General features: G+C 27.6%; 16 protein-coding genes and 1 riboswitch. Of the genes, 14 read left to right on the forward strand and 2 right to left on the reverse strand.

Annotated elements, in window-relative coordinates; translation table 11 throughout:
- Window positions 1-23: 23 nt before the first annotated feature.
- A complete protein-coding gene (locus tag NWE74_RS14300; RefSeq protein WP_258243665.1) occupies window positions 24-419 on the reverse strand; it encodes an HsmA family protein in 396 nt (131 codons plus the stop codon).
- 5 nt (window positions 420-424) lie between these two features.
- The gene (locus NWE74_RS14305) at window positions 425-856 is read right to left on the reverse strand and encodes a MarR family transcriptional regulator (RefSeq protein ID WP_330666389.1); all 432 of its coding nucleotides are present in this window, start codon (window positions 854-856) and stop codon (window positions 425-427) included.
- A gap of 375 nt (window positions 857-1,231) precedes the next feature.
- Here NWE74_RS14305 and NWE74_RS14310 point away from each other — a divergent pair, with 375 nt between their 5' ends.
- From NWE74_RS14310 to glgD, 14 genes are all read left to right on the forward strand, one after another.
- Entirely contained in the window at window positions 1,232-2,248 is a 1,017-nt protein-coding gene (locus NWE74_RS14310) for an ABC transporter permease (protein ID WP_330666390.1), read from the forward strand.
- Entirely contained in the window at window positions 2,232-3,125 is an 894-nt protein-coding gene (locus tag NWE74_RS14315; protein ID WP_258243666.1) for an ABC transporter permease, read from the forward strand. The genes NWE74_RS14310 and NWE74_RS14315 overlap by 17 nt, the downstream gene beginning before the upstream one ends.
- Window positions 3,126-3,193: 68 nt before the next feature.
- On the forward strand, window positions 3,194-4,765 hold the full coding sequence (locus NWE74_RS14320) for an ABC transporter substrate-binding protein (protein ID WP_258243667.1): 1,572 nt from the start codon (window positions 3,194-3,196) through the stop codon (window positions 4,763-4,765).
- Window positions 4,766-4,830: 65 nt separating this feature from the next.
- Window positions 4,831-5,856 (forward strand): ABC transporter ATP-binding protein, encoded by a 1,026-nt coding sequence (locus tag NWE74_RS14325; RefSeq protein WP_258243668.1) that lies wholly within the window; start codon window positions 4,831-4,833, stop codon window positions 5,854-5,856.
- A complete protein-coding gene (locus NWE74_RS14330) occupies window positions 5,849-6,790 on the forward strand; it encodes an ATP-binding cassette domain-containing protein (RefSeq protein ID WP_258243669.1) in 942 nt (313 codons plus the stop codon). The genes NWE74_RS14325 and NWE74_RS14330 overlap by 8 nt, the downstream gene beginning before the upstream one ends.
- Before the next feature lie 169 nt (window positions 6,791-6,959).
- A riboswitch (cobalamin riboswitch) is annotated at window positions 6,960-7,107 on the forward strand.
- Between the two features lie 143 nt (window positions 7,108-7,250).
- Entirely contained in the window at window positions 7,251-8,333 is a 1,083-nt protein-coding gene (locus tag NWE74_RS14335) for a FecCD family ABC transporter permease (RefSeq protein ID WP_258243670.1), read from the forward strand.
- A complete protein-coding gene (locus tag NWE74_RS14340; RefSeq protein ID WP_258243671.1) occupies window positions 8,333-9,100 on the forward strand; it encodes an ABC transporter ATP-binding protein in 768 nt (255 codons plus the stop codon). The genes NWE74_RS14335 and NWE74_RS14340 overlap by 1 nt, the downstream gene beginning before the upstream one ends.
- A gap of 83 nt (window positions 9,101-9,183) precedes the next feature.
- On the forward strand, window positions 9,184-9,816 hold the full coding sequence (locus NWE74_RS14345; RefSeq protein WP_258243672.1) for a hypothetical protein: 633 nt from the start codon (window positions 9,184-9,186) through the stop codon (window positions 9,814-9,816).
- 188 nt (window positions 9,817-10,004) lie between these two features.
- Complete coding sequence (locus NWE74_RS14350) at window positions 10,005-10,808, forward strand: PIG-L family deacetylase (protein ID WP_258243673.1); 804 nt, start codon at window positions 10,005-10,007, stop codon at window positions 10,806-10,808.
- Window positions 10,809-10,972: 164 nt separating this feature from the next.
- The gene (locus NWE74_RS14355; RefSeq protein WP_258243674.1) at window positions 10,973-11,392 is read left to right on the forward strand and encodes an NfeD family protein; all 420 of its coding nucleotides are present in this window, start codon (window positions 10,973-10,975) and stop codon (window positions 11,390-11,392) included.
- A gap of 18 nt (window positions 11,393-11,410) precedes the next feature.
- On the forward strand, window positions 11,411-12,412 hold the full coding sequence (locus NWE74_RS14360) for an SPFH domain-containing protein (RefSeq protein WP_258243675.1): 1,002 nt from the start codon (window positions 11,411-11,413) through the stop codon (window positions 12,410-12,412).
- Between the two features lie 366 nt (window positions 12,413-12,778).
- Complete coding sequence (glgB, locus tag NWE74_RS14365; RefSeq protein ID WP_258243676.1) at window positions 12,779-14,812, forward strand: 1,4-alpha-glucan branching protein GlgB; 2,034 nt, start codon at window positions 12,779-12,781, stop codon at window positions 14,810-14,812.
- A gap of 36 nt (window positions 14,813-14,848) precedes the next feature.
- Window positions 14,849-16,003 carry a glucose-1-phosphate adenylyltransferase gene (locus NWE74_RS14370; RefSeq protein WP_309137289.1) on the forward strand — a complete coding sequence of 385 codons (1,155 nt, stop codon included), beginning with the start codon at window positions 14,849-14,851 and terminating at the stop codon, window positions 16,001-16,003.
- A 2-nt stretch (window positions 16,004-16,005) separates the two neighbouring features.
- Window positions 16,006-17,136: a glucose-1-phosphate adenylyltransferase subunit GlgD gene (glgD, locus tag NWE74_RS14375; RefSeq protein WP_258243677.1), complete on the forward strand. Its 1,131-nt coding sequence runs from the start codon at window positions 16,006-16,008 to the stop codon at window positions 17,134-17,136.
- Window positions 17,137-17,140: the final 4 nt, after the last annotated feature.

Here is a 17,140-nt window from a genome sequence, read left to right on the forward strand (position 1 = left end):
AAAAACTTAAATACACTATTTTTTTATCCCATCATGCCTATAAACATACCTATAAAGTATGGTATAAGCCATATAGCCCAAACTACTATACTAAATTTATGGAAGAATCTCTTTTTATCTTCATTTCCTTTTAATAATACATATGTTGCCCATACAGCATGGAATAGCATTAATACTATTGCTAAAACTCCAGTAATACCATGTAAATCCTGAGTAAAGCTAGAAGTCACAATGGAAGAAGAGCTAGCTATTTTACCCATAGTTATAGTACCAAGTGTATCACATAGCAAACCACACCAGAATATAATAACGTGTGTTTTATTTAAAGTGTTAGCCTTTCTTTCACTAAATACACCTACTGTATAAAGTATAAGAGCCGCTGTTATAAATACTATTGCTATTATTAATTTTGAATCCATAAATATCACTCCTTAATTTTTGATAAAATATTTCTCAAATTTTTCGTTAAATTATTAAGCTCATCTTCACTACAATCCTTGAAGATATCATCGAAACTATGCTGTATCTTCTCTCTAAAATTAATTGCAAAATCAAATCCTTTTTTAGTGAATTTTAGATAAGTATTTCTTTTATCATTTTCTTTTTTAAATTTCTCTACAAATCCATTTTGTTCTAGCCTAGTTACTATACCTGATACAGTACCTTTAGCTAAACTCATTTGATCGCATAAGTCTGAGATAGTCATTTCCTTGTTATGAGCAATTAACTTAATAACTATAACTTGTTGATGAGTTAATCCATTTTCCTTAAAATTATCTTCAATAGAGTACATTGTTTTAGAATAAAGCTCTTTTAACAACATAGCAATTCTAAATGAATCACAATTTAAATTCACAATATCATCTCCTAAAATAGTTTCTATGCGAACTACTATAATATAAAGTATATTAAAAGTCAATAGTTTTCGTGCAAACTATTTATTTTTTTATATATATTAATTTTTATTAAATAAGATGTGTTTATTTATTTAATTTTAAAACATACAAATGTAATATTAAGAGAGGTTATTTTATAAATGTAAAAATTTAGATAATGAAATGAGTATTTAGAAAAAATAAAAGAGATATTTAAATTAAACAATTAAAGTCAAATTTAGATAAAAAATTTGTTTACTTTTAAAAAAAGTAGTGCTAAAATTATCATGTAAATAAATGTTAAATAATTCTGAAATTAAAGCCATGAAGGTTTTACACTATAGGTGTATGCTTTTGTGGCTTTTTTTATAAGAAGGGGTGTTGATTTGGGAGGGAATGTACTAAAAAAGCTAATTCAACTAGTAGGTGTAATGTTTTTACTATCTATAGTTGTATTTTATATGTCAAGATTAGCTCCTGGTGATCCATTAAAATCATATTACGGAGAAACTGTTGAAAGAATGAGTATACATGAAAGAGAAAATGCATTAGATAAGTTAGGCTTAAATGAACCTATATACATTCAATATGGTAAATGGGTATCTAACTGTTCCAAAGGTGATTTTGGAATTTCATTTAAATATAAGCAACCAGTAATAACAGTAATAAAGGATGCATATATAAATACATTGATTTTAGGTGGCCTAGGATATATCTTCACTTTTGTGTTAGCATTGATTTTAGGTATATTTTGCGCATTACACGAGGATAAGATAATAGATAGATTTATATGTAAGCTTGGAACTATAACTAATTGTATACCATCATTTTGGGTATCACTAGTATTAATATTAATTTTTAGTATTAATTTAGGAATACTACCAACTAGTGGAGCGTATTCAATGGGTAAAGAAAACGATATATATAATAGAATAACACATTTAATTTTGCCTATAACTGTTTTGATATTAAGTCATCTTTGGTATTACACATATATGATAAGAAATAAATTATTGGATGAAGTTAGAGAAGATTATGTCTTGCTTTGCAAAGCTAAAGGATTACATGAGAAATCAATAATATATAAACACTGTCTAAGGAATATAATGCCTACATACATAAGTATAATGGCAATTTCAGTACCTCATATATTAGGAGGTACATATATTGTAGAACAAGTATTTTCATATCCTGGACTAGGGTCACTTTGTTTTGAAAGTGCAAAGTACCATGATTATAATATGCTTTTAATATTAAGTTTAATAACAGGTATTTTAGTAGTAGTTTCAAATATGGTGGCTCAGATTATAAATAATAAAATCGATCCTAGAATGAAACATAATAGGGGTGAAAATAGTGAAATTGCAATGTAGTGATTTTGAAGTAGTAGGTACAAACTATATTAACCAAGAAAATGTTAAAAAAAATATTAAAAAAAATAAGAATATCCCATATATATCTATTGGAATTCTAACTTTAATAGTTTTATGTTGTTTTTTTAATAAACAGATAATGAATCATGATCCAAAGTATATGGACTTAATAAATTCAAACTTATCTCCAAATAAAGAATTTTACTTTGGAACAGATTCTATGGGAAGAGATATATTTTCAATGATATGGTATGGAGGAAAGATATCTTTATTTATAGGGATACTATCAACTATGATTTCAACATTTATAGGGATTTCATATGGAAGTATAAGTGGTATCTCATCAGAATTGATAGATGATATTATGATGAGATTTACAGAAATTATTTTAAGTATACCATCTATATTAGTAATAATATTTGTTCAAGCTATACTTGGTAGATCTACACCTATATCTATTTCAATAGTAATAGGAATTACTAGTTGGATGAACATAGCTAAGGTAGTAAGAAGTGAAGTAAGACAGATTAGAAATAGTGAATATATATTGGCAGCCAAAACTATGGGTGGTAGATATACTTATATAATCTATCAACATCTAGTTCCAAACTTTATATCATCAATAATGTTTATGGTAGTAACAAATATAGGAACAGCTATAGGAACTGAATCTACACTTAGTTTTTTTGGAATAGGACTTCCAATAGAAATTATATCATGGGGCAGCATGTTATCGTTAGCAGAACAATCATTATTGACCAATCAATGGTGGGTAATATTAATACCTGGAATATTTTTAGTAACAACATTGGTTTGTATAACAAATATAGGAAATTACATAAGAAAAATAAATAATAAAAAATTAAGTAATCTATAGAAAATAGAACAAATACTAAAATTAGTATTTGAAATAAATTATTATGACTATAAACGAGGGGGATAATTATGAAACTGAAGAAGTTGAAAATTATGAGTTTAGTAATGATTTTGAGTTTAATGGCAGGATGTTCAGCATCTAAAGATGATTCAACAAAACAATCTGACGATAAATCAAAATCATCAGATAAAAATGTTTTAGTTTACGGAAGTGGTGATTATACAAGTATAAACCCAGCATTATATGAACATGGAGAAATAAACTCATTAATATTTAATGGCCTTACTGCCCATGATAAAAATAATAAAGTAGTTCCATGCTTAGCAGAAAGTTGGGAATTTGATAAAAGTACTAATACATATACTTTTAAATTAAGAAATGATGTAAAATGGCACGATGGAAAAAATTTCACAGCAGAAGATGTTAAATTTACATTGGAAACAATAATGAATCCTAAAAATGCTTCTGAAATAGCATCAAATTATGAAGATATAACTAAGATAGAAGTTGCAGATGAGTCAACTGTAAAGATAACTTTAAAAGCACCGAATGTAGCGATGCTTGATTATCTAACAATTGGAATGTTACCAAAACATGTACTAGAAGGTAAGGATATAACAACAGATCCATACAATCAAAGTCCTATAGGAACAGGTCCTTTTAAATTAGATAAATGGGATAAGGGTCAAAGTATAACATTAGTTAAAAATGAAAATTATTTTGAAAAAGAGCCTGGACTAGATAAAGTAGTATTTAAGATTGTAGTAGATGCAAAAGCTAAGGCAATGCAGCTTAAATCTGGAGAATTAGACTTGGCACAAGTTACACCTAAAGACATGGCTATATTTGAGGGAAATAAAGATTTTAATGTAAATATCATGAAAACTTCAGATTATAGAGGTATAATGTATAATTTTAATGCTCCTTTATTTAAAGAAAATAGAGAATTACCAAATGCATTAAGCTATGCAATAGATAGAAAAGCAATATTAGATAGTGTATTACTTGGACATGGTCAGATTGCATATTCTCCATTACAAGCTGGACCATATAATAATCCAGATATAGAAAAATTTGATTATAATCCAGATAAAACGAAACAAGAGTTAGAGAAAAATGGATGGAAGCTAGATTCAAAAGGTATATATGAGAAAAATGGGACAAAATTATCTTTTGAGATAGTGTGTAGCGAAGGCGATCAAGTAAGGATAGACATGGCTAATATTTGTTCACAACAATTAAAGCAAGTAGGTGTTGACGCTAAGGTATCAGTTAAGTCTGAAATTGATTGGGAAAATCAAGACAGTTATTTAATTGGATGGGGTAGCCCATTTGATCCGGATGATCATACATATAAAGTATTTGGAACAGACAAAGGTTCTAATTTTAATATGTACTCTAATAAGAATATTGATGAATTACTTCAAAAAGCAAGAGAAACAGATGATAATAATGAAAGAATGAAATACTATAAGGAATTCCAAGAAGAAATGGTTAAAGATATGCCGTATACATTTATATCATATATAGATGCTATATATGTTGGAAAAAGCAATGTAAAAGGTATAACTCATGAAACTACTTTAGGACATCATGGTGTAGGAATATTCTGGAACATAGCTGACTGGACAATAGAATAGTTATTTTAAATAGCTTAAGGAGCTATAGGCTCCTTAAGCTTTAAATAGTATAGGGGTAGATTATTATGAATAATATATTGGAAATAAAAAACTTAGAAGTTAGTTTTAATACAGAAGATGGAGAAGTTGAAGCTGTAAGGAATATAGAGTTAAAACTTAAAAGAGGAGAAACATTGGCAATAGTAGGTGAATCAGGATGTGGAAAATCAGTTTTATGTAAAACTATAATGAGAATATTACCTAAAAATGGTTTTATAAAAAAAGGAAAAATATCTTTAAATAATTATAATATAGTTGATAAAAGTCAAAAAGAAATGAATAGTATTAGAGGCAAAGAAGTAAGTATGATATTTCAAGATCCTATGACATCGCTTAATCCAACAATTTCTGTAGGAAAACAAATTCAGGAGTCAGTACTAGTACATAATAAAATAAGTAAATTAGAAGCGAAGAAAAAAGCAATAGAGTTAATTGAATTAGTTGGTATAGATAATGCTAAGAGTAGATACAAGCAATATCCCCATCATTTTTCAGGAGGAATGAGACAAAGGATAGTAATAGCAATAGCCCTAGCATGTAATCCAAAGATACTTATAGCTGATGAACCAACAACTGCATTAGATGTTACTATTCAATCACAAATAATTGAGTTAATTAAAAGCTTACAGGATAAAACAGGTATTTCTATCATATTTATAACACATGATTTAGGAGTAGTAGCTGAAATTGCAGATAGAGTAGCTGTTATGTATGCAGGAAAGATAGTTGAAGTAGGAACGGCGGAAGATATATTTTATAATGCGAAACATCCTTATACAAGAGGACTTTTAAACTCATTACCTGATATTAAAAATGACGTGGATTTTTTATACAGCATACCTGGTATGCCTCCAGATTTGATAAATCCTCCTAAAGGAGATGCATTTGCTTGTAGAAATGAGAATGCTTTAAAAATTGATTATTTTGAAGAGCCACCTATGTTTAAAATAAGTGAAAAACATAGTGCTGCAACTTGGTTACTTCACGAAAAAGCACCTGAATTTAATAAAAGTAGATTTAATAAATCAGAAAAGAGGGTTAGCAATGAATAAGGAGAAAATCTTACAGATAAAAAATTTAAAACAATATTTTAAGCTGGATAAAAAAAATATGATAAGGGCTGTAGATGATATATCATTTGATATTTATAAAGGTGAAATTTTTGGATTGGTAGGGGAATCAGGATCAGGAAAATCTACTATAGGAAGGTGTATAATGAATATTTATAAACCAACTAACGGCAAGATAATATATAGAGATAAATGTATTACTGACAGAAAAGTATATAAAAAAGAAAAAAAAATTATAAATAAAAATATGCAAATAATATTTCAAGATTCTTCATCAGCTTTAAATCCAAGAATGAAAGTTGGTGATATAATAGCAGAGCCATTAAAAATACAAAAAATTTATAAAAATAAAGAACAAAGACATGAAAAAGTAAAACAGGTTTTACAATTAGTAGGATTAGATGAAAGTAGTATAAATAAATATCCAAGTGAATTTTCAGGTGGTCAGCGACAAAGAATACAAATAGCTAGAGCAATTTGTATAGATCCAGAATTTATAATAGCAGATGAACCAATTGCATCTCTTGATGTTTCTATTCAAGCTCAGATAGTAAATTTATTTAAAAAATTAAAAAAAGAAACAAGTTCAACTTGCCTATTCATAGCTCATGATTTATCCATGATTAAACATATAAGTGACAGAATCGGTGTAATGTATAATGGCAAATTAGTAGAGTTAGCTACAGCAAATGAGTTATATAGTAATCCTATACACCCATATACAAAGTCGTTATTATCATCAATACCAATACCAGACCCTAGAAAAACAAAGTCTAGACAAAAGATTAAGTATAGTCAATCAATACATGATTACTCTAAAGAAGAGCCAGAATGGATAGAAGTATATAAAGATCATTATGTATATTTATCACAAAGTGAAATTCGATTATTTAATAATAGGTTAAATATAGTATAAAAAATAGTGATTATAATATACATGTTAATTATAATCACTATTTTTTTTATTTAAATTAAAAAGATATTTATTTACATATTTAAAGATAATATAAAAAGAATTTATAAAATTATGTATAAATATGGCTATATATGCATATTTACAATATAATTATACTTAAGTAATTAAATTACTATATGGATAATATTAAAAAAGGAAGATGGATGAAATTTCCACACAGTGCCGCTACTGTAATTAGGAAGCTGAAACTATAAAATCCACTGGATATATATTCTGGGAAGGTAAGTTGAAGTGATGATCTATAAGTCAGGATACTTTTATAATATTAAAAATATCGATACTCTTCGGTATAAAGGGTGATATTACATGATATTTAATAAAAAATATATGAAAAACTTTGCGGAGTATCCTTATACTAATCTATATGTAATGCGATAATTTAGTGACTAGGAGATTAGAAATGGAGAAAGAGATACATATACAATGTGAGAAGAAAAGCATAATACAATCAATGCCGATTTATATTATTACATCATTAGTACTAATAGCAATTCTACTTTTATCTATAGGGGTATCTGTTACTATAGGATCTGTAGATATAAGTATAAAAGAAGTCTATGAGATTATATTTAATAAATTATTTAATCTAAATATAGTTATAGATCCAGCGGTAAATGATGTTGTATGGTTGATTAGATTACCAAGAATTATTTTATCTATAGGGGTAGGAATCGGACTATCAGTTGTAGGAATAGTAATGCAAGCTATAGTTAAAAACCCATTGGCAGACCCTTATATATTAGGTGTATCATCAGGCGCATCTTTAGGTGCGACAGTTGCAGTTATGTTTGGAGTCGGTAGTATATTTGGAACAAATGCAATAGGTGTTTGTGGATTTATAGGTGCATTTATTATATCTATGCTTGTATTATTAATATCTAATATAGGTGGAAGGTCAAATTCAATAAAACTTCTTTTGGCTGGAATGGCATTGAGCTCTGTTTGTAGTGCATTTTCTAGTTTTATTGTATATTTTGCAAATAATGCTGAGGGAATGCAAAGCATAACGTTTTGGCTAATGGGAAGCTTAGCAGGAGCTGATTGGAACGAAATACAATTCATATTACCTACTATTTTATTAGGAACCGTATTTTTCATAACACAATATAGAACTTTAAATTTAATGTTACTAGGAGATGAAGTCTCAATAACATTAGGTACAGATTTACATAAATATAGACATTTATATTTAATAGTAACCTCTTTAATGATAGGTACATTAGTATATGCATCAGGTATGATTGGATTTGTTGGTTTAGTAATACCACACATGGTAAGAATGATTTTTGGAACAGATCATAAAAAGATAATACCAATAGGAGCTATATTAGGAGCTATATTTTTAATATGGGCAGACGTACTATCTAGAACTATTATAAAAGGAACGGAGATACCTATAGGAATATTAATATCAATGATAGGGGCACCATGTTTTATTTGGTTAATGGTTAAAAAGACGTATGGATTTGGAGGCAAAAACTAATGAATATAAAAACTGAAAATATTTATGTAAAAATTGGTAATAAGCATATATTAAAGGGTATAGATATAGATGTAAATAAAAAAGAATTTATTGGAATAATAGGGCCTAATGGAAGCGGAAAATCAACTTTTCTAAAATGTATATATAGGAACTTAAAGCCTACAAGTGGAGTTATTAATTTAGATAAAATTGATATAAATAAATTAACTGTAAAAGAAACTGCTAAAAAAATTAGCGTAGTATCACAACATAATCATTATAACTTTGATTTTAGTGTTGAGGATATTGTACTTATGGGAAGAGCACCTCATAAAAAAATGATGGAGAGAGATAGCTTAAAGGATTATGAAATTGTAGACAAAGCTTTGGAAAAAGTTAATATGGAAGATTTTAAAAAAAGAAGTTTTACAACTCTATCAGGAGGAGAACAACAAAGGATTATATTAGCTAGAGCTTTAGCTCAACAAACGGAATGTTTAATATTAGATGAACCAACTAATCATTTAGACATAAAGTATCAGCTACAATTAATGAATATAGTAAAGCAGTTAAATATAGAGGTAATAGCGGCAATACATGACTTAAACATAGCAGCAATGTATTGTGATAAAATTTATGTATTAAAAGATGGCGAAATTGTAGCGTATGGAAAACCAAATGAAATATTAACAAAAGAGTTAATAAAAAATGTTTATGAAGTAGATGCTACTATAACAAAAAATAATGAAAATAACACCATAAATATAGCATATAGCCCATATATTTAAATATATATAAATAAATTGTTTACAAATTTTTCTAGTGTAATATATAATGAATTGACATAAAATTTAACAACGAGGTGATACATATGAAAAAAGTAAGTGTAGTTTTAGAAAATTTAAAGGATGAACTAGCTGGTTTATTAAATGTAATGCTAGTATCAGAAAGAATGAATAGTCAAAGATGTATAGCAAAAGATGTAGATACAACTAAAACTATAATTGATCACAAAAATGAAAGTGAAGAGTTTAGCCAAGACGATTTAAATAAAATTGGAATGGAAATAGGTAAATTAACTCAAGACTTAAAAGGAATGGCTAACGAAATGTTAGTATCAGAAAGAATAAATAGTCAAAGATGCATAGCAAAAGATGTAGATACAACTAAGACTATAGTAGATCATAAGGAAAACAAAACAGAGTTTACTAAAGAAGAAATAAATAAATTAGCAGAAGAAGCTAAGCAACTAGTTAATACAATGTTAGTATCAGAAAGAATAAATAGTCAAAGATGTATAGCAAAAGATATAGATACAACTAAGACTATAATAGATCATGACAATAAAAAAGAAGAAGTAAATAAAACAGATATAAATACATTGATAAAAGAGCTAAAAGGTATAGTAGCAGAGATGTTAGTATCAGAAAGAATAAATAGCCAAAGATGTATAGCAAAAGATGTAGATACAACTAAAACTATAATAGATCATAAAAACAAATAATTATTAAAAGCACTTATTGATATTAAGTGCTTTTTTTATGCTTAAATTCTATGTTATTAATAAATTTTATATATTTGATTAATAATAATAAATGTAACCAATTCATAAAATGTTAATAATTATATAAATATAAACAATCTTTTTAAATCCAAAAAATATTAAATCTTTAAATAAGGAAGTGGACATCTATGATAAAAAAAAATAAATTAATCTATGGTATTGTTTTTTTATTGATAGTACTTGGATTGATGGATACAGTAGTTAAAAAATCAACTAAAGAAGATTTAATTAAAGGTGAGAATCAAAGAAGTTTTAAAGAACATGTTGTATTTTATCCACAACATCAAGATGATGAAGTTTTATGGGGTGGTAGTGCAATAGTTGAAGCCATTAAACAGTGTGGAAAAGATAATGTCTATGTGGTATTAGTATCAGATGGGTCTGGTGTAAATGTTTTTAATAACCATAAGTATAAAGATTTAACTAGAAAAGAAAAAGAAGCATTAAGAAACGTAGAATTCAAAGCAGCATTAAAACATCTAGGTATAAAAGAAAAAAATATAATAATACTAGCGGATATTGATAATCATGAAGGTACTCATTTTGACCTTATGGAAAAAGTAGCTTTAAATTTTGAAAAGAAATTTGTAAGCGTGACACATGTATCGCATTGCTATAAATTAGATAACCATCCTATGCATAGGCAAAATGGAAAAGTCATACATAAACTATATGAAGAAGGTAAGTTAAAGGATGTAATGTACTTTTTAAAACCTAAATATGCTGAAAAAGTGGATCCGAATAAAAAAACTACGTATGTAGTAATTAATGATAAAGAATATAATAAAATAAAAAATGCATGTAAAGAATATCAATTAAAAAATAATAAAGATCATCGATATGGCATAGGTTATACTTCTGCACATAGCTATTTTGATGAATTATTACTAAATCCAAAGTTAACATCAACATTGTACGAAGAGAATAAGTAACTAAAAAACTACTTTAATAAATTTATTTTATTTAGATTTATTAAAGTAGTTTTTTTAATAGTTACAAAAATATGTCTTTATAGTAACAAATGTTTACAAAAATACTAATATAAAAAACCTTATAGTATAATGAAAATAAGCAATAATTGGAAAGGGGGATTTATATGAAGCTATTATGGCTAATAGTAGCTATTATATTTGCAATAGCAGAAGCTATGACACCGAGTTTGACGTTGATTTGGTTTAGTATAGGTGCCTTGATATTAATATTCTTAAGTACTTTTATTAAAAGTATTTTAATCCAAGTAATATTATTTGGAATAATATCAGTAACATTACTTATAGTAGCAACAAAAATTATAGTAAAGAAAGATGAAAATCATCAATATGATACTAATTTACAAGCTATAGTAAAGAAAAGCGGTGTTGTAAGAAAAGACATTCTTCCGAATGAAACTGGAATAGTTGTAGTTGAAAATGAAGAATGGAGTGCTATATCTGTAAATAATGAAGCAATATTAGAAAATACAGAAGTAGAAATATTAAAAATAGAAGGTGTAAAATTAATAGTAAGTAAAAAATAAAAATTAGGGGGAGAAAATATGGAATTATCATCAATCGTAGGATTAGCACTGCCAATAGTAATTATAATAGTAGCAGTGATAATAGGATTATCTTGTGTAAAAGTAATCAAACAATCTAGAGTAGGTATAATAATGAGACTTGGAAAGTTTAGAAAGGTAGCTGATACTGGAGTTCATTTTTTAGTACCATTTATTGATCAAATGAGTTATGTTATAGACTTGAGAGAAAATGTAGTTGATTTTCCACCTCAACCAGTTATAACTAAAGATAACGTAACTATGCAAATAGATACAGTTGTTTACTATAGAGTAACTGATCCTGTAAGATACGTATTTGAAATAGCAGATCCTATTACAGCTATAGAAAATTTAACAGCAACAACATTAAGAAACTTAATTGGAGAACTTGATTTAGATGAAACATTAACATCTAGAGATGTAATAAATACTAAGATGAGATCAATATTAGATGAAGCTACAGATAAATGGGGTATAAAGGTAAACAGAGTTGAGTTAAAGAATATAATGCCTCCTCATGATATTCAAGTAGCTATGGAAAAACAAATGAGAGCTGAAAGGGAAAGAAGAGAATCTATACTTCAAGCAGAAGGTAATAAATCATCATCTATATTACAAGCAGAAGGTGAGAAACAATCTGCAATATTAAGAGCCGAGGCAAAAAAAGAAGCTATGATTCGTGAAGCTGAAGGACAAAAAGAATCTTCTATACTTAAATCACAAGGTGAGGCCGAAGCTATAAGACAGATAGCAATAGCTAAAGCAGAAGGGGAAGCAGAAGTTATATTAAGAGTTCAGCAAGCTACAGCTAAAGGTCTTAGAGAAGTATTCTTAGCTATGAAAGAATCAGAAGTTGATGAAAATATGTTAGCTTTAAAATCAATGGAAGCCTTAGAAAAAGTTGCTCAAGGAAATGCGACTAAATTAGTTTTACCATCAGAAGCTGTAAATTTATTAGGAACTTTCAAAGGAATAAAAGAAGTATTAAGCGATGATAAATAAATATTAATAAAAAGACTATTTATAAAAAATTATAATTTTTATAAGTAGTCTTTTTTCATTTTAGGTAAAGAAAATACTACAAACAAAAGTTAAAAAAATAACAATTAGAAAGTGAAATAACATGGAACATAAGCTTCAGAAGGGGTAACGTTTTCAAAACTTAATTGTCTTTATAAGGAGAATTTTAGTTAATACAAAATTTCATAGCTTATTTTATATAAATTTGTATTAAAATATACAAATATGGTGAAAAAAGATGTGAATTGACTGAATTTTGCTAAAAATTGATTGTGAATAATAACACATATTGATATATAATTAAATACTATACAGGGGATTATTGAGAGGGGGAGAGCAATTTATAGTATGAATCAGAAGAAGATGACTTATTATGATTCTCTAGTAAAAAGTATCGAAAAATTTAAATCTGGAGAATCATATGATAGCTATAAATTTATGGGGTGTCATACATTAAAAGAAAAAAATATGTTTTCTTTTAATGTATGGGCACCTAATGCGAAAGAAGTATATTTAGTAGGAGATTTTAATAATTGGAATAATAACTCTCACCCTATGACTAATATAGGAAATAGTGGTGTATGGAATATATCATTAAGTGAAGTAAAAGAAGGAGATTCTTATAAATACAATGTAGTCGGATGTGATAACGTAAGTCGTTTAAAATCCGATCCATATGCATTTTTTTCGGAATTAAGGCCAAATACAGCATCTATAGTATATAATCTAGAAAGTTACAAGTGGAAAGATAAAAATTGGCAGTTAAAAAAACAAAAATCAAATCCTAATCAGATGCCATTAAATATATATGAAGCTCATTTAGGTTCATGGAAAAGAAAGTGGGATGGAGGTTTTTTTTCATACGAAGAATTGTATGAAATGATTGATTATGTTAAAGAAATAGGATATACGCACATAGAAGTTTTACCGATAACCGAACATCCACTTGATGAATCTTGGGGGTATCAGACAGTAGGCTATTATAGCAGTACAAGTAGACATGGTAAACCAAATGAATTTAAAGTATTTGTAGATAAGTGTCATGAAAATAATATTGGTGTAATAGTAGATTTTGCATATAGTCACTTCTGTAAAGATAACCATGGCTTATACAAGTTTGATGGTTCACCTCAATTTGAATATAAAGATCCATTAAAATCAGAAAATATAGGGTGGGGAACTTCCCACTTTGATTTAGGAAAACCAGAAGTAAATAGTTTTTTAATTTCTAATGCTATTTATTGGTTTAATGAATTTCATATCGATGGTATAAGAGTTGATGCAGTATCGAGTATGCTATATCTTGATTATGATATAGGTGAGTGGAAACCTAATAAATATGGTGGTAGAGAAAATCTAGAAGCTATAGAATTTATTAAAAAGTTCAATGAGGTAATTTATGATAATGTAAAAAATCCATTAATAATAGCAGAGGAATCAACTGCATGGCCAATGGTTACTGGGCCAACATATACAGGGGCTTTAGGATTTACATATAAATGGAATATGGGATGGATGAATGATACTTTAAAATATATGGAGATGGATCCTATATATAAAAAATATCATCATGAACTTATAACATTTTCTTTTATGTATGCATTCTCAGAAAATTATATTTTGCCATTATCTCATGATGAAGTTGTACATGGTAAAAAATCGTTACTAGATAAAATGCCAGGTGATCCTTGGCAAAAATTTGCTAATCTAAGAACTTTATATGCTTATTACATGGTACATCCAGGTAAAAAATTATTGTTTATGGGTAGCGAGTTTGGACAAGGATTAGAGTGGAGATATGCATATGGACTAGAATGGGAGCTATTAGAAAGAGAGCCTCATATGGCTATAAAAAATTATGTAAAAGATCTTAATTGTTTATATAAAAATGAAAAAGCATTATATGAAATTGATAATAGTTATGAAGGTTTTGACTTTATAGATCCTCACAACAATGAGCAAAGTGTAATAGTTTTAATGAGGAAAGGAAAGAAAACAGAAGATTTTATAATAGCAGTTATAAACTTTACACCATTAGTACACTATGATTATAAAATAGGAGTTCCTTATCCTGGAGTATATGAAGAAGTATTTAACACTGATGATAAAAATTATGGTGGTTCGGATCAAACCATGAGAAATGCAGAGTTAGTTGCTCAAAAAGAAAAGTGGCACAATAAGGAGTATCATATAAAGATAAAAGTACCTCCATTAGGAGCTACGTTTATAAAAGGTAAATACAATTTAGAAAAAATAAATAAAATTGAAATTCAGAAAACAGAGAAGATATTAATTGGTGGAAACAATGAAATTGTAGCTAGTATAAGTAATAAGAAAAATAAAGCTAAGAAAAGTAAAAATATAAATAAAGAAAAATTATAAAAATATAAATTAACTAAGATTTAAGGGGGATATCTAGTGAAAAAGGAAATGTTATCAATGATTTTGGCAGGGGGCCAAGGTTCAAGATTAGGGGTTTTTACAAAGAGAATAGCTAAACCAGCAGTATCATTTGGTGGTAAATATAGAATAATAGATTTTGTATTGAGCAATTGTTCAAATTCAGGGGTAGACACAGTAGGTGTGCTAACGCAATACAGACCATTAATACTAAATTCTCATATAGGTATGGGGAGCCATTGGGATTTAGATAGAATAAATGGAGGAGTGTATATATTACAACCTTATATGAATGAAAAAGAAGGTAACTGGTATAAGGGTACAGCACATGCTATAAATCAAAATATGAACTTTATAGATAGTTACAATCCTAAATATGTACTTATATTATCAGGTGACCATATATATAAAATGGACTACAGTAAAATGCTAGAATATCATAAAGAAAAAAATGCTAAAGCAACAATTGCTGTAATAGAAGTTCCATGGGATGAGGCATCTAGATTTGGAATAATGAATACTAATACAGATGGAAGTATATATGAATTTGATGAAAAACCAAAAAGTCCTAAAAGCAACTTAGCGTCTATGGGTGTTTATATATTCGATTGGGAAATGTTAAAAAGCTACTTTTTAGAATCTCAAAAAGAAAATTTAAATTATGATGATTTTGGTAAAGATTTAATACCTAAAATGCTAGAAGACAATGTGGGGATGTATGCATACCCATTCAAAGGATATTGGAGAGATGTAGGTACTATACAGAGCTTATGGGAATCAAATATGGATCTTATAAAATCAAGAGATATTTTAGATTTACAAGATCCTAAATGGAAGATATATACAAATACTATGGCTATGCCGCCTCAATATGTTGGTAAAGATGCCAAAACTACTAATTCATTAGTTGCAGATGGCTGCATAATACTAGGTAAAGTTGAAAATTCTGTACTATCTCATGGTGTAGAGGTCGGAGCGTGTAGTGAAATAAAAGATTCGGTTATAATGCCTAATGTAAAGATAGGAAAAAATGTAATTATACAAAAAGCAATGATAGGTGAAGGTGCAGTAATAGAGGATAATGCAATTATAAAGAACGATAATGATGAAATAAATGTAGTATCAGAATATGAAATTGTAAAAGCTGAGTTAGTATTACAAGGGGGGATGTAATAATGAGAAATGAGTGTATGGGACTTATAAACTTAACTAAAAAGGGTAATCCAAACATAAGCAAATTAAATTATGGAAGACCGATAGCATCTACTCCTATAGGAGGAAGATATAGGGTTATAGATTTTGCTCTTTCAAATATGGTTAACTCTGGTATAACAAATGTTGGTATATTTGCTAAAGAAAAATATAGATCTTTAACTGATCATATAGAGAGTGGAAAAGATTGGGATTTGAGTAGGAAAAAAGGTGGATTATCAATATTTAGTCCAGAAAATACTGAATCTCAAAATATATATCCTTATAGAAAAGGTGATATATACAATATATTATGCAACATAGACTATATAAAGAAAAGTGAAGAAGAATATATATTAGTATCTCCTAGCTATATGGTATGCAATATGGATTATACAGAAGCATTAAAGTATCATAAAAAATCAAACAACTATATAACTATGATATACAAGAATATAGATAATGCAAATAATGACTTTAAAGGTAATTTAACATTAAATTTAGATGAAGATAGTAAAGTTATAAATATGGGTAGCAATATAGGTGCATTCAACAACGCAAATATATATATGGAAATGTATATAATGAAAAGAACTGATTTTATAGAGGCTATATATAATTTAACAAACACAGGAGATTATCAATACTTAGAAGACTTTTTGATTGAAGCTGTTAAATATAAACAAGTAGGAGTATATAAGTATGATGGATACTTAAAATGTATAAAGTCTATTCAATCTTACTTTGAAATAAGTAAAGAATTATTAGATATTAATGTTGCTAGAGAATTACTTTATTCAGAAAGAAAAATACTTACTAAAGAAAAAAATGAGTCTCCAACTATATATACGGAAGATGCAAACGTAGAAAATTCGTTTATAGCAAGTGGATGTGTTATAGAAGGCAATGTTAAAAATAGTATTATATTTAGGAAAGTTCATATTAAGAAAGGTACTAATATTGAAAACTGTATAATTATGCAGAATTCATTTATAGGGGAAGAGTGTAATTTAGAAAATGTAATATTTGATAAAAATATAAACTTAGCAAAAGGAAAAGAATTAAGAGGAGATGAAAACTATCCTATAGTTGTAGAAAAAAATATAAGTATTTAATTAG

Source organism: Romboutsia lituseburensis (assembly GCF_024723825.1).
Lineage (GTDB): Bacteria > Bacillota > Clostridia > Peptostreptococcales > Peptostreptococcaceae > Romboutsia_F > Romboutsia_F lituseburensis_A.